Origin of the sequence: Herbaspirillum camelliae (assembly GCF_001929405.1) — a bacterium.
GTDB lineage: Bacteria > Pseudomonadota > Gammaproteobacteria > Burkholderiales > Burkholderiaceae_D > Herbaspirillum > Herbaspirillum seropedicae.
Genome location: NZ_KV880769.1, coordinates 522,674 through 537,835, shown reverse-complemented (window position 1 = coordinate 537,835; position 15,162 = coordinate 522,674). Strand labels below are relative to the sequence as shown.

Below are 15,162 nucleotides of genomic sequence, written 5' to 3'. Positions count from 1 at the left end.
TCTTCTTTATAACGCAGGTTTCAGAATGTCGATCTTGAGGATACGCATGGCATCATCCTTGACCAATTCGGTCAGCCCGTTCGCATCGCTCTTGCCCTCGATCACACGGCCATCGTCCAGCATGATGCGGTAAGACTGATTAGCCGCAGCAGGCGCGGTGTCGGCGGATTCGCCCGGATAATGCAAACGGAAACGCTGATCCGTCGGCGCATTGCTGAAACTGGCCTTGGTGGCTTGCTGCGTCGAGGGACCGCCCCACTGATGGGATGCCGACAGCAGCTTGATGTCGCCCTGGGTTCCCATGGTCACGCCTGCACCAATCTTGATGTAGCTGCCATCTTCAGCGACCAGGCGTATGGTCGGCGCCGTGATCAAGACCTCGTTCTCGTTGGTGCTGATCTTCACGCCCTTCTGCGCATTGGCGGTCAGCGCTTCGTTCTGCGCCTGCAGCAGCACTGGCCCTTCGCCGGCAATCGCCTGGATGCCAGTGCCGCGAGAAAACAGCTGCATCCCCTTGCCCGCCGTGGCATTGAAGCGCTGGCCGCTCATTAGTTGCAGATGTTGTTGTGCGACCTGGTCGATGTTTTCCCCGGCATAGGTCAACTGGGTCTTAGGCGTGACCGCCACCGACCCCGTGGCCGCGCCAAAGGCCATGATGGCCTGCCCGGCAGTGGCGGTAGAGGCCCCGCTGTCTTGTCCGCTGTTATTGCTTCCTGCATTCCAGTTCTTGAAAGCGCCGGCCAGCGCATTCTGCCCGGCGCCGTCAGCAGCCTGGCCGCCATGCTGGCCCGCATAGTCTCCCAAAGACTTGAAGAGTTCGGTGCATTGCCCGAGCAGCTCATTGAGTTCTTCGCGATCCAGCATCTGCCCGGCAGCCTTGTTGCGGGCGTAGGTGGTCAGCAGGATGCCTTGTGCTGCCCGCAGCGAGGCGGCAGCATCAGTGCGCAGCTCTGCGCCTTCTCCGCGCGCCTGGCCGTTGCCATCGGTGCGCGGCTGGGTCAGATAGCCGAGGTTCAGTTCGCTGGCCGCGTGTTCGCTGGCCAACTGGCTGCTGATCTGGCCGGGCGTATCATCAAAGCGCAACTGGTTGTAGCGATTAGCCTTGATCTCCTTGGTCTTCATCCCCGACAGAAAACGGTTGCCCGGCAAGCCGCCTGCATGGCTGAAGGTGGCCGGCATGTTTGGCCCATTGTGCAAGACGCCGGTGACGAACATCTTATCCGGATCGCCGTTGAGGAAATCGAGCGCAACCTCCATGCCTACGCGAGGCAAGGTGTCGTGTCCATAGCCATTGCCGGCCCAACTGCTGCTTACGCGCACATAGGCACTGTCCGCGTCCGTTCCGGTGGCGCCCGCGCCCTGCGCGTGCACGTGATCCGCTGGGTTCAGCCCCTGAAGCTGAACCTTGATGCGACCGAGCTCGTCGCAGTGCACCTCTTCGTTCTGCGGACCGACTACTCTTGCCGTTATCGGATGGACGCGCGGCAGGTCGATCCGTGGATCATAGGTCGGTGTGAGCGCAACGCCGCGCCGCACGCAGGTAAAGCTGTTCTGGTAACGGGTTTCTTCCGTGGCAGAGGGGGCTGACTGGGTGACGATATCCGGCAGGCCGCTGCTCCAGCGACTGCTGTCGAACAGCATCTGCGCCCGCTCGTTGAGTGCCTTGGGCAGGTTGTTTTGGCCGCGATGATGCAGCCGCGTGACCATGAACTGCCGTTGTTCCAGCGGCAGTTGGCTGACGTCCGGGTGGCCGGTCAGTTCGAACCAGTGGCCCACGGCCAGGTCACGCACGCCACTAGTGCCCTCGATACTGGCCGCCCGCAGTTCGTGCGAGAGCATCCTGGCGGTGGTCAGGCGTTGATAGTCTTCGCTGGAGTCTGCGGCATGCGGGACATCGATGAAGCTGTCGGAGAGCAGTTGGGCCAGGTCGTTGCCTGCCTCGCCCTGGTCGAGGATGCTGACCTGCGATGACTGATCCATCGCGCCGTGCTTGTAGTCGGCACTGGCGCGCTGGACACTGCCAGAGACGATGTGCTGCGACGCCGACCACAGGGTGATTCCGTCGCGCTCTTCGGTCGCGGCCTCGCGGTGATAGCGCACGATGCCGGCGCTGGCCTGGGGCAGCTTCATCGGATCGTCGCAGAACACCAGCGTGTGGATCGGCAAGCTGGACTCGCTCTCCGGCCCACGCTTGTCGGCTGCCGTGAACCAGGCAATGCCCTCGCGTCGGCACAGGCGGCGGATGAAGTCAGCATCGGATTCGTTGAACTGCAGCGTCATTTCACGCACGGGATAGCGGCTGCGATCCGTGGCCGACAGGTCGAAATCAAAGGCCCGCGCCAGGGCAGGGCTTCTGGTTTGCCATTCCTTCAACAAAGTGTCGATGATGTCGGGCACGCTTTTGCTGCGGAAGATGCGCGTGTTGATCCGCTTTTCCAATACGGACAAGGCGTCGCGGATCGTTAGCTGATAGGTGGCGAGCGAACCGTCGGACTGGCCGGCCCGGGCGTCGGTGATGAGCCCGCAGATCTCATGCAGGGCGCCGCGATCCGTGACCAGCTGGACGGAGACCGGTACGCCCAGGAAGGCCTTCAAAGGCAGGTCCGAACGGGTGGACAAACAGGTCAGGTTTCCTTCAATGCCTGTGTAGAGGCCTTCCCTGATATCGATACGCTGCACAACCAGCACTTGCTCGAGCGTGCTTTGCGCCTTCCCCCAATGCAGCCGGATGGCCCGGTTGCTCTGGTTTAAGGCGGATGAGGCGAAGGCCTGCAATGCGTCGGCCAGATTCATGGCGCGGCTCCGGTGGACGCGGAAACGAATGATGTCGCCATGGTGGCGCTCCCAATTGCAATAGTTTTAATTTTTTGACACGACAGCAGAGCGATGAGGCAGAAAGCTCATCAAAAGTCGCTTATCAGATTACAGGAATACGAAGAAAGTTTCTCGCGAAGAAGAGTATTCAGGCTCAGCCGTGCGCGATCGCTCCCCCCCTTGGTTTTCCTTCTAGGGGCGTCGAAATTGTCGCTGCGTATCCCAGGGGCTTTGTTCTATCCCATTGTTCCGTTTGTAAGCTTGTTGAGATATTAAGTTAAAAGCGCAAAGCGTATATTGGTAGATTAAAGTACTCAATGCGTATATTATTTGGTGATGAATATGCCTCAACAAGTCTTTTTGCGCGACGCAATGCGCATTCTGAATATGACTCGGGAATCCTTTTCCCAACGCATTGGTTGCACCAAGCGTGCATTGGATACTTGGCTATTGCCCGACGAGTCGAGTGAGTTCCGGGCCATGCCTGAGATGGCAAGGCGTTTTATTTCGGAGATTCTGGCGGCCGGCGATCTCCGTGCCAGACGTGAAGAGTCTGGGTCTTCAGCACTGCGAGGCAAGGAGATGCCGCCCCGGGGTTTCGGTCGTTTGAGCCATTTGCTGTCGGTGGCACAGTTCAGCCGCGAGTCCGGCGAGCGCTTATTTGCACTTGCCGACATCATGCAACCCATCGCCAGGCGGCGCAAAGTCAGCCGTGTGCTGGAAGGTGCGGTACTGGCAAATTTGTTCTTCGAAGCCAGCACTCGTACTCGCCTCAGTTTTGCCTCGGCCTTCATGCGCCTGGGCGGCTCCGTCTGTGATACCACCGGATTTACCTATTCCTCGATGGCGAAAGGAGAGTCTATCGGCGACACCAGTCGTACTGTCAGCGGTTACGCCGATGTACTCGTGGTACGACATCCTGAGCAGGGCTCGGTGGCGCAGTTTGCCAGCGCCACCCATGTGCCGGTAATTAATGGTGGTGACGGCGCGGGTGAGCATCCAACCCAGGCCTTGATTGACCTGTACACGATTCAGCGCGAGTTCTCACGCCTGGGCAAACTGATCGACGGCAGCCATATTGTTATCACGGGAGACCTCAAATATGGGCGCACCGCCCATTCGTTGGTTCAGATGCTGTCCCTATATCGACGTATGCGTTTCACGCTGGTGTCGCCACCGTCCCTGGAAATGCCTGAAGAGATCACGCAGCTGATCGCCCTGCGTGGCCATGACGTGGAAGTATCGCATTCGCTGGAGCGTGCATTGCAAGGCGCAGACGTGATCTACACCACCCGCATCCAGCGCGAACGCCTGACCGGAGAGACCATTGACAGCTTTCTGTCCATCTTTGAAATCAACAAAAAGGTGGTCAATCAATACTGCAAGAACGACGTCATCGTGATGCATCCTCTGCCGCGCGACAGCCGACCGGGCGCCTATGACCTCAATATCGACCTGGACGGAGATACACGCTTGGCGATCTTCCGTCAGACCGACAATGGCGTGCCGATTCGCATGGCTATCTTCGCTACCATTCTTGGCGTTGACGGCCTGGTACAGGGCTCGTTGCGGGAGGCGAACTGGGCTGTGCCCGAGACATGGGGGCCAGACGACGTCTTGGATATCGATTCGCTTGAAGTTGGGGCGCAATAGGAAAGAAGGGTACATCCAGCCAACGCCCGCCATCTAGGCAATGTCTACTCAAAGTCTGCTTCCGGCCGAGGCTGTGTAAAAAGACTTGCCGCCACTTGAAGTAAACGTTCCGAAGCGAATCCTGTCCAATCAGCAGTTCATCGTTCAGGGCATGCCATGAAGCGTTTCATCGAGGGGCGGGATCGTAATCAGCAGATTCTACTACCCGAGCAATTAGACGACTACGTCACCGACTGTAATCCAGTAAGGGTGGTCGACGTTTTTGTCGATGAACTGGATTTGGTCCAGATGGGCTTCGCCATCATGCCCGCAGCAACGGGCCGACCTGGTTATCACCCCTCAGTGATGCTCGAGATATACATCTACGGTTATCTCAATCGATTGCAGTCAAGCCGCCGTCTGGAGCGCGAGTCACAGCGAAACGTCGAACTGATGTGGCTGACCGGCCATTTGAAACCGGACTTCAAGACCATCGCCAACTTCCGCAAGGACAACGGGGCCGCCATCACCAGTGTATGCCGTCAGTTTGTGTTGCTGTGTCAGCGCCTTGGTCTGTTCGCCGATGCGCTGGTTGCAGTCGACGGTAGTAAATTCAAGGCCGTCAATGGCCGTGACCGTAACTTCACGAGCGCCAAACTGCAGCGGCGCATGGAAGAGATCACGGCAAACATCAATCGCTACCTGACCGAACTCGACACAGCAGATCGATATGAACCTGAGCGCAAGCAACTCACAACAGACAGGCTGCGCGAGAATATCGCCGCCCTCAAAGCCCAAATGCAACATCTGCAAAGCATCGATTTACAGCTCAAACAAGCGCCTGACCAGCAAGTTTCTCAAACCGATCCTGATGCGCGTTCGATGAAGACGCGTGGGACCGGCGTTGTTGGGTACAACGTGCAGACAGCGGTGGATGCCAAGCATCACCTCATCGTGGCACACGAAGTCACCAACGTCGGAAGTGACCGGGATCAATTGCTCTCGATGAGCCGGCAGGCAAAACAGGCGATGGGAGTCCAGTCACTAACAGTGGTGGCCGACCGTGGCTACTTTAAGGGCGAAGAGATCCTTGCGTGCTCAATGGAAAATATCGACGTCATCGTGCCCAAGAATGTCACTTCCAATGCGACCGCTGAAGGCCGTTTCGGTAAGGCCGACTTCATCTACGACGCACAAACCGACGAATACCAATGCCCGGCAGGAGAGCGTCTCACCTGGCGCTTTATGAGCAAAGAGAAAGGATTAAATCTGCATCGATATTGGAGCTCGAACTGCCAACAATGCGCCCTTAAAACCAACTGCACCCCAAGCCCTCAACGCCGTGTGACACGCTGGGAGCACGAAGCCGTCTTGGAATAGATGCAGCAAAGATTGGAGCAGACACCGGACGCAATGCGCATACGCCGCCGGACCGTCGAACACCCGTTTGGCACGATCAAATTCTGGATGGGCGCAACTCACTTCCTGACCAGAACAAAAGCTCGTGTGAGCACGGGGATGAGTTCGCATGTGCTGGACTACAATATGAAGCGGATGATGAATATACTCGGCGTGGCATCGCTGTTGAAGGTAGTGAGCGCGTAAGCGCTTTAACATCTTGCTATCAACGCTCCGATTGAGCTTCATTCATTCCCGCATGAGAACGCTATCGAGACCTCTGTAATAGGTCAGTCGGCCAAGAACTGAGTAAAGTAGGCTGAGCCTCTGTTTTTACACAGCCTCGGCCGATTGCGGCCATCCCTCAGATATGTCGTTCTCACCCTCACATCGCGTCTTCTCCGCCAAGGCTAATGCGTCGTATTCAGACATGAACTCTGATAAACGAAGGCCGTTGCGCATAAACTCGCCTTCAGGCAAGCACTTGAGTTTTCGCTGACCAGTGCCTGTATCTGGGATTGCACATTGCTATGCACATGCCGTACCACGGCCTTTTGGATGGCGGTGCGTGGCTTAAAGATAAGGATGCGTGATCCTAGCCTCCGAACAGCCTTTGAAGCAGGCCGGCGTTGAACATCAAGGACAGTATCAGAGCGGCAAACAGTAACCCTGTGGCATATGAAAGAGCCTTGACCTTCGCATGGTGTCGATTGACGTAATCTTCTGCCTCATCACGAGCCTGTTGTGCCTGCTTCATTGCTGTCTCCGTCTCCGACAGGAACTGGAGTAGCGGAAACTGTTTGATATTCTTCTCTTTCACGTTTAGCTCTTTCACATACTTATTGACTGACTCGCCTTGCGCTTTGGGGTGGGAACGCCCCTCTTCATACTTAAAAACAAATCCGAAACCACCATACCAACGGTCTCGGGCATCGGGGGGAAATTCACTGGCCAGATGTTCAAAGACTTGAATGGGATGCAGGAGCTCTTCAGGATGGTTGGTCAATGCCCAGCGGATCACCTCGTTAAAACATACCGTGCCAATACCCAGCCCGCGCATGTTCCGATTCTCGATCAGCAGATAGCCGTCTGTGACCCGGACAAAGCAATTTCCCTTTTTTCCCGTCATGGAAACGATGCGCCGCGCGGGAATGTCGAAGTCATAAATCTCGAACGCAGCGACATCAATTCTCGAATTGTCCAAGGCCTTCCGAATAGCCAGTACGATTTTCTGTTGTCGGCGGCCTCCTTTTGACTTTATTTGGATAACCTTCCATGAGAGCGAAGCAACGGTGCCCTCTATTTCACCTTGAAAATCTGTCTGAACTACTGCGTACGGATCTGATGAATCGGCCACTAGGTGCATCGCCACATCGGCAGCCGACAAAAAGCTTTTCATTCGCGCCAATTAGTTATCGTGTAGAAGGAATGAGAAAATAAGCCTGAATTCTTGCTTTTGACTAGGTGAAGCCATTTTTAATTCGACTAAAGCTTACTCAGTCTGGTGTGGTCAGTGGAGGAACAGACCCAGTAGCTTCGGAATAGTGCGGAAGCTGAGCGATCTACTGGTTTATTTCCCTCGTCTACATCACCGATGAGGGCTGTCCCTTGGGGCGATCCGTACGAGTCCATTTCAAGCTCACTCAAGCAAAAATAGTTGCCTATCTACGTTGGAATGGGCTCGATAGCTGCATAGGCACCTTTGTAGAAATTAAGTCCCAATGTCGCAACGAAAACCGGATGAGCACTGCCTATCCTATTGCCGAGATGACTTACCGGCGGATCGTACTTTTTCCCTCTGACGAGAATTCTTTGAAGTTTTGGCGTTGCGGGCTCAACGTTTCCCACCCAGTCAATTCCAATATCGAGACTGTTTAAATCAAGAACAAGAGAATTACCGTCAATGAAGACTTTGAAGTCTTTGACCGAGAATGGACGCCCGAATTTGTCGGATATAGAGATGATCTGATCAGACTCAATGGTAGATGCGATTGTATGAGTTTCTGCATTACGCGCCTGCTTCAAATACTGTAAAAGCGGATCGGCTCTACGAAGTTTGGCATTTGCCCTCAACCAAGATTGGGCGGCTCCGCCCGGAAGCTTTTGCACAAACCGCTCTGTCCTCTCCCATGATCGCTCTACGCGAAATAGGAAAGACTCCCAGGCGGTCTTCAGATCCGATAGGTCTGTTGCATTGGCCATCTCTTCAATCGCCCTGGTCGCGGCCTGAATATCTCTATTTGTGTCGATCATCATCAAATTTCCGTTACCCAGTCAACATATAAGGCGCACTTAGAGCACATCTACCTCGATCGCCCCATCACCTCGATTTTTGAAATGAGGTAATAGCATCAAGTCTACCGCGGGTCAGTTTGCCAGAATTCTCCCCAATTGCCGAATCTCTGATTCGCATCGCACAGCAAAATCGATATTTGTACACACTTGCCCTAGGTATTGCGTCTGCACCAATTTGGTTGCAGTTCAAACGCATCACTATTTGCAGGACCGCGTCACTATCGGATTTTCTGGGAACGGCAGAAATTGGCCGGAAGCTGATCCGTGTCCCATTGAAAATTCATGACCAAGAAGTACTCCTTCGCTGATCAAAAAAACTTGCGACCTAGCTAGGGTGTCATATAAAGAATTCATCATGAATCACGAAGGCTAAGTCTTCAAAATGAGGAATTCAACATGCCAATTACTGCACCTAAAACGATTCCTGCTGAAATGCATCAGCTGTTCCAAATTGAGCGAGGCACTACATTGAAGGTGCGCTTGAATGACCGATCATCTCGGCGCTATGAACAATGTGTGTTGACCCGAGCGGACGATGAAGCAGTGTTGATTAATTGTCGTGATTTTTCGGGCAGCGTCTTTCATGTGGTGGTGGATCTTAGCGAAGGCACCATTGGCTTCCCAAACCACGTCAGGGACATCCTATTGGATGCCATTTTGCTCAAAGCCATCTATCTTCACCTCACGAGAATGCTAGGGCGAGAGGGAAGCGATGACGACAGCGTTCTTATCAGGAGCGTACAAGTCAACACGCCGGTCTTATGAATTATCGAATTAAATCAAATTCCCTGGCTCTATCTTTCCAACTTTTTTCGCTACTGAAAAACCAGAACACGTCACTTCCGTCGATAGGCTCACCAGAGGACATATCTCGGCCGGTCCGAATCATTTCCTGCGACTTGGATGTAAGAAGTTTAATTGCCGGGTTTAAGGCTCGATGAAAAAGGTCAAGTGGAAGATGCTTTAGTAGTGGGTGCTGGTGACGAAGTTTTTCAGCCTCAATCCAGCCCAGACACATAACGTAATAGAAGCTTCTGTTTTTGAGTTTATGCAGCTCGATCAGCATCAGAAAAATCGTGCTGAGGGCACTCATCCCGAGTTTTGGGTCTGAAAGCGCTTCCAGCGCTCTTGTAAGGATGACGGAAAAGTAGAACCGCATTTTTGGTGGGGGTGGCTCAGATGGCGGCGCCTCTTCTGGCTCTGGTTCCTGGACCGAAAACATATCTTGCGGTGGCGGAGGCCTCTTGCCTCGCCGCCGATCACGCCTTCGTTCACTTCGAGCAATTTTCTTTTCTGCGCGCTCAGCACCTGGAGAGGTCAGGCGATATTTCCCTTGCCGCGGACGCAAGGCGTGGCGAAACAAGGGGTCTAGTTCTCTAATCGCCAACTCAAACTCTAGCCGCGTCCATTTTTTCGGAGAATAGAGGCACCATATTGGACTGCGGTAATACTGAGCGGTCCCTTTGAGCACCTTCTCGATCCGATTCAATCTGGCTCCGGACGGAGCAACGAGACCACGCGTGTATCGGGCCCACATGGAATCCCATTTCCCATCCTCTCCTAGCAGACTCTCTAATGATCTCTTTTTGGCGGCCACCTGAAGATGTACGGCCAAGCTCCAAATTTTTATTCGTGTCGGCTCAAACCGTGAGCGCTCAGGCCTTCCTTGCATTATAAAAATCCAATTAAAACAATAAGTTAAGCATGTAAGTCACTAAGTTATTATTTTACTATTGCGCACGGCAGAACGCCTCATAGCATGAATCTCAGGTGACGCGATGATTTGCACAGGCCGCGAGGCCGAATACACCGTGCATGTCGTCTCGTCTTTGAGTTGCGTGTTGCCGCGAGGTGTTTTCGCGGGAGGGAAGAGAAAAATGCTGACCGATGCTGAGCTTGAATCGCTGATGGACAAACATGGACTAAATCAAAAGGCGCGTGCTGTCATTAAGCACATACGGGCTTCTGGCCCGTCCCGACGGGCCGATAGCGGGGCTGTAAATGTTGCCTGCCGTTATCCCAGCAAAAAGATGGGGCAAGTTATTCAGGCTGAGAGCCATACTTGCGAGCTCGCCACAATCATCCCGTGGGAACACGATGACAGCGTCTATGAGTTCTACGACCAATGCCCAAAGATAAAGCTGCGCTATAAGGATAAGGCGGGCAAGGGTCGTGGCCACTACCTTACGCCCGATTTCTTTCTGATCTCAGAAGAATACGTTGGCTGGGTCGAGTGCAAAGCAGAGACCTCGCTCGAAGCTCGGGCGGTTAATTCCACACTTTGGGCGAAAGTCGATGGGCTATGGCGATGCGCTTCCGCCGAAGCATATGCTGAGCAGTTCGGGTTACGGTTCAAAGGGATGATTGATACCAATATCAATCAGATCTGGCTGCGAAACGTGAATTTCCTCGCCGACTTTTATGATAAGGATTGTCCACAAGTTGAGCCGATTGTTGAGCGGCAGATTCATGATGCTTTCGACGGAAAAAATTTCGCGCCATTGGCGAAATTGTTGGCTTTGGACAATGGAGCACTTGCTGCACCCATTTACAAGCTCATCGCTGATGGCCGGCTCTATGCCAATCTTGAGTCTCAGCTTTTGGTCGACATACCCTTTGCTCACGTCTTCCGCGATCAGCGCACTGCTGACGCGTTTCGGCTCACGCGGCATGAAGAAGTAGCCCAGCGTGAAATCGAAACCGTTTCGGCGATTTATATCGAGACGGGAACTAGTTTTACGTGGGATGGCAAGCCGTGGACCATCATCAACGCCGGCCAGGACAAAGTCTCGATTAAAGACGAATCAGGCCTGATGCAGAGTTTGACCCGCGCGCAACTGCTGAATCTTGTGAAGTCCGGCGAGGTTCATGGGGAAAGTTTCTCCAAACCATCAACCTTCGATGAGGTTAGCCAGATCATTGCGTTGGCATCAGAAGAGGATCTGCGTGAAGCCGATCGCAGAGCCAAGGTATTGGACGACATGAAGGCCGGCAAGACACCCAAGGAGTGCGAACGAACTCTTCGGACCTGGCGATCGCGAATGCGCTACAGCAACCAACTGCTGGGGAACGGTTTTGTGGGACTTATCTCGCGTTACCGTGCTTGCGGGAATTGGAACCGGCGCCTGTCACCAGCCGTCTTGGAGCTGATTCAGTTGGTGATACGCGAATTTCTCTTGGGAACTTCGTCCAAAACGAAACAAGCCTGCTATGCCATCTTATGCGCAAAGTGCGACGAGGCAGGTCTTATCGCCCCTAGCCGGAAGACGTTCGGCAAGGAGATCCGGAAAGTCGCAACTGTACATGCGCAAGTGCGCGCTCGCTTTGGCCCTAAAGCCGCCTATGCGCTGTCCGACATTGTTCACTGGCGATTGGACAATGCGGTTCCAGCGCATGGAGACCGTGCTTTTGAAATTGCACACATCGACCATACGCAAATGGATGTGCAGCTCGTGGATAGTATTTATGGAGAGCCTATCGGGAAACCTTGGTTGACGGTCCTCATGGATGCCTTTACTCGCAAGGTATTGGCTTTTGTGATCACGTTAAGAAAGCCTAGCTACCTAAGTTGCATGCTCGTGATGCGCGAATGCATCCGTGCTCACCATCGCGTGCCGGCAAATATCGTGTGTGACAAAGGGAGCGAGTTTTTCAGTACTTACTGGGAAGTCTTATTGGCAAGATTGAATGTCACGAAGAAAACCCGGCCCACGGCGAAAGGCCGATATGGCTCAGTGATCGAACGTCTCTTCGGCAAGTTCAATACCGATTTTCTTCATCAGCTGTCGGGAAACAACACTCCGCTGCAGAACCCCAGAGCCATGTCCGGATCTCATGATCCTCGCAAGAAGGCCATATGGACGCTTGCCGAGCTGACGGTGCAATTCGAGAAATATCTCGAAGAGACTTACTCCGAACTCAAACATCCGGCACTGGGTGTGACACCGCGGCTGGCCGAAGAAGTGAGTCTGAGAAATTCTGGGACGCGGCATGTCCGGTTGCTCACCTGGAACCCAAGCCTAGCGTTGCTCTGCCTTCCGGATGTAAAAGGTGGAGAAAAGCGAATCTTCGCTGGCCGCGGTATCTGGTGGCAAGGCACTTATTATTACCACCCTCGAATGTCAGAGCCGGCGCTGATAGATACCAAGGTGCCTGTTCGATATGACCCTTTTGACTTTGGCGTGATTTACGCGAAAGTCGGGGACCATTGGCTTCCATGCTCTTGCCCTGCTATTTCGGAGCTTGCTAACAGACCGGCATTTGAAGTCCGCATGATGACGCTTGAAATGGGAGCGCTGAAGTCGGATGCAGCTGTCGAGATGTACAACAACATCAAGCGCGGTAAAGCCATCTTGGACGCCCATGAAACAGAACAGCGACTGATGCAAGAGAAGCGTGATCGGGAACAACAGATTTCCGGAACCAGCTCCGAGAAAACACCTGCCGCTCATTCACCAGTTGCGGGTGAGGCGCAGGCGGAGGCCGACCCTAGCCAATTGATCGACGACGATGACATTGATTCTTACGGAGAATTTAAATGAACGCGGCGGAGATCGAGGCGGAACGTAAGTTCGTTGCCTATACGGCTAACCATCCGCATATCGAAAGGGCCTATCGCACGGCATTGGACGCTATCCGCGGGGCCAACCATAGCCCTCAAGTCGTCATCATCGCGGGCCCGACCGGTGTCGGCAAGACCCGTCTTGCAAAATCACTCTATCGACAACTCAGGGAGGATTATGAGACTGAATCTGTAAGCAGCCCAGAGCAGATACCCGTGCTATTTGGCAATGCCGTGGCCACCCTGGGCGCTAGTTTCAGCTGGAAAGACTTCATCACGCGATTGCTTACTCGAACAAACGAGCCTCTGACTGACAAGAAGTTGGCTATTGCCGGGCAACAGAATCTCTTCGCTGATCTGCCGCTGGCCCGATTCAAAGAAAATTCGACTACGGATGCGCTGCGGATCGCACTTGAGAATTGTTTGCGTGAGAGAAAGGTACGGACCTTAATCATAGACGAAGCCCATCATATGCTGATGGTAAAAAACAAGAGCGATAGGTCGACCTTGGAGTTCCAGTTTGAAGCCATTAAATCCTTAGCGTTGGAAACGCAGACGACGATCGTTCTCATCGGAACTTATCGTCTCTTAGACATCAGGGATCTTAGTGGTCAGCTAATCCGACGCAGCGAGATCATTCATTTCCCTCGCTACGACGCCCGGATTCAGAACCAGCGTAAGCAATTTTCCGTCGTGCTTAAGCAGTTCCTGGCAGCGCTTCCAATTTCCCACCCATTTCTGGTCAATCGAGATCTAGATCATTTTTATAACAAATGTTGTGGTGAGGTGGGGATTTTGAAGGATTGGCTCGTACGCGCCTTGAATCGCTACTATCAGTCCGAGAAACGGCCGGCGTTCGATCATGCTTTCATCGATGGTTATGCGCTTGCTAATAAGGCGCTGCGTACGATTGCCACTGAAGCCTTGCTGGGAGAAGAGAAGCTTGCGGACATCTCCGAGGACGAACTGAGAAAACTATATATGGAGGGAATCCCTGAAATTCCGGACGGAACGCAAAATGCAAAAGGGAAGCGACCGCCTCCAGGGCGTCGTAAGCCGAATCGAGATCCCGTAGGAGCGTCCAATGCTTGACGCGGGCAGCGAGAACGACGCATTTTCTTGGTCAGCACCTGACCTACCGGAAAATCTCACACGTTTGTATCGTCTTGTTCCAGCGAACGAACCAACATGGGGGCGTGAAGGCCTGATTTCCTTCATCGTAAGACTAAGTCGCGCTCATTCGGTCAATCCCCGACTGTTGATTCAAAAGGTTTTTTGCGAAGCTGAGCCAAAAATGGCCAGGATCCTAAAGAATCGGTTCTACGTAAAAGATAGCCGGACCATTAATGCGGTGGGTGAATACGGGCGGCTGTTCGCACAGATCACGAGTCAGCTGACGGGGCATGGCAGTCTTGATGCGCTGACCATGCTTCCGTGGCAGCATGTTCTTCCTGAGAACGGCGAAGCGATGACGGCCAAGCATGTGAGATGGTGCTCAGGGTGTCTTGCCGAGCAGGCGCTGATCTTGGGCTTCAACTATCGCCCACTGATTTGGTCGCTGGATCCTTACAAGTCATGCTGGCGCCATCAGCGACCGTTGCAAGATCATTGTCCGCGGTGCGACAACGTGCAGCCCTTTATTCCCTCCGTCCCTGTTCTCGGGCACTGCGTGTATTGCGGGGCATCGCTTCTTACTCTCAGTTCCAGCATTCCGGCCGAAAACGTTGATGCAACGCAATTCAAGTTGGAGGCTTCTTTATGGGAAATGCTTGAGGGCTCCTTGAGTGAGGAGCCATCGCTGGAAGCGTTTAAGACAAACTTGCGTTTGCTGATTCACCAGCGCGCGGATGGTAATAAAGCCCGATTCTGTGCCGATCTTGGATGGGACCAGTGGGCCGCCAACGCATGGCTTCTAAAAGGCCAACGTCCGACCCTCCAACGGCTGGCTGCATTAAGCCTCAGGCACGATATTTCGATTCCAGCACTGTTCACAAAGCCAATGCTTGATGTCCAGGATGCTGAGTGCCTGCCTGGTATTGAGTTTCGGAAGGCTGTGAGGAAAGCTCGGCCACAATTCGCGACCGAGGACCGTCAGCGTATCGCTGAGCAACTGGCCAATGAGCTATCTAGTACGACACCACGATCGCTCAATGCAATCGGCAAGGCACTGGATATCAGGAGGTCTGCCTTGAAATACTGGTTCCCGGAGTTACACCGACAGCTCGTTGCTCGATATCGTGCGTTTCGTATGCAGGAGGCCATTCTTGCAAAGAGCGGTCGCAACAAGATCCTCGAGGAAATTTTGGTTAATCTTGTGAAAAATGGCATCCGACCCAGCAAACGCATTGTGGATAAGAAACTGAGCGAGCATGGCTTGGCCCTGGTGCGAGAAGATCTGGCTGCCACGTATCGATTTTTTATGACGCGCCTAGAAGGTAGCGCGACACCCTGAACGCGTTGTT

Annotated in this window: 9 protein-coding genes and 1 pseudogene; 6 read left to right on the top strand and 4 right to left on the bottom strand. The window is 53.7% G+C overall.

The annotated features are described in order from the left end of the window. Window positions 1–6: 6 nt before the first annotated feature. Window positions 7–2,793, bottom strand: coding sequence for a type VI secretion system Vgr family protein (locus BGK68_RS02420; RefSeq protein WP_075255772.1), 2,787 nt, complete (start codon window positions 2,791–2,793; stop codon window positions 7–9). A 357-nt stretch (window positions 2,794–3,150) separates the two neighbouring features. On the opposite strand from BGK68_RS02420, the gene BGK68_RS02415 reads away from it, so the two are divergent. Next, window positions 3,151–4,467 carry an aspartate carbamoyltransferase gene (locus BGK68_RS02415; protein WP_075255771.1) on the top strand — a complete coding sequence of 439 codons (1,317 nt, stop codon included), beginning with the start codon at window positions 3,151–3,153 and terminating at the stop codon, window positions 4,465–4,467. A gap of 156 nt (window positions 4,468–4,623) precedes the next feature. Further along, window positions 4,624–6,051, top strand: a pseudogene (locus BGK68_RS02410) (IS1182 family transposase). Window positions 6,052–6,439: 388 nt separating this feature from the next. Here BGK68_RS02410 and BGK68_RS02405 read toward each other — a convergent pair. Both BGK68_RS02405 and BGK68_RS02400 read right to left on the bottom strand, forming a co-directional pair. Continuing rightward, a complete protein-coding gene (locus BGK68_RS02405; protein WP_143432933.1) occupies window positions 6,440–7,243 on the bottom strand; it encodes a hypothetical protein in 804 nt (267 codons plus the stop codon). A gap of 266 nt (window positions 7,244–7,509) precedes the next feature. Continuing rightward, complete coding sequence (locus BGK68_RS02400) at window positions 7,510–8,100, bottom strand: hypothetical protein (protein ID WP_075255769.1); 591 nt, start codon at window positions 8,098–8,100, stop codon at window positions 7,510–7,512. 435 nt (window positions 8,101–8,535) lie between these two features. On the opposite strand from BGK68_RS02400, the gene BGK68_RS02395 reads away from it, so the two are divergent. Next, window positions 8,536–8,904, top strand: coding sequence for a hypothetical protein (locus BGK68_RS02395; protein WP_075255768.1), 369 nt, complete (start codon window positions 8,536–8,538; stop codon window positions 8,902–8,904). A gap of 1 nt (window position 8,905) precedes the next feature. Here BGK68_RS02395 and BGK68_RS27270 read toward each other — a convergent pair whose 3' ends face one another. Then, on the bottom strand, window positions 8,906–9,628 hold the full coding sequence (locus BGK68_RS27270) for a hypothetical protein (RefSeq protein WP_143432932.1): 723 nt from the start codon (window positions 9,626–9,628) through the stop codon (window positions 8,906–8,908). Between the two features lie 388 nt (window positions 9,629–10,016). Between BGK68_RS27270 and BGK68_RS02380 the strand changes: the two genes are divergently transcribed. Genes BGK68_RS02380 through BGK68_RS02370 form a run of 3 tightly spaced genes read left to right on the top strand, consistent with a single transcriptional unit; the run spans window position 10,017 to window position 15,152 of the window. Continuing rightward, entirely contained in the window at window positions 10,017–12,680 is a 2,664-nt protein-coding gene (locus tag BGK68_RS02380) for a DDE-type integrase/transposase/recombinase (protein ID WP_158035407.1), read from the top strand. Further along, window positions 12,677–13,792, top strand: a complete 1,116-nt coding sequence (locus BGK68_RS02375) for an AAA family ATPase (RefSeq protein ID WP_075255764.1) — start codon at window positions 12,677–12,679, stop codon at window positions 13,790–13,792. Before BGK68_RS02380 ends, BGK68_RS02375 begins: the two co-directional genes overlap by 4 nt. Further along, on the top strand, window positions 13,785–15,152 hold the full coding sequence (locus BGK68_RS02370; RefSeq protein WP_075255763.1) for a TniQ family protein: 1,368 nt from the start codon (window positions 13,785–13,787) through the stop codon (window positions 15,150–15,152). Before BGK68_RS02375 ends, BGK68_RS02370 begins: the two co-directional genes overlap by 8 nt. The last annotated feature ends 10 nt before the right edge of the window (window positions 15,153–15,162 follow it).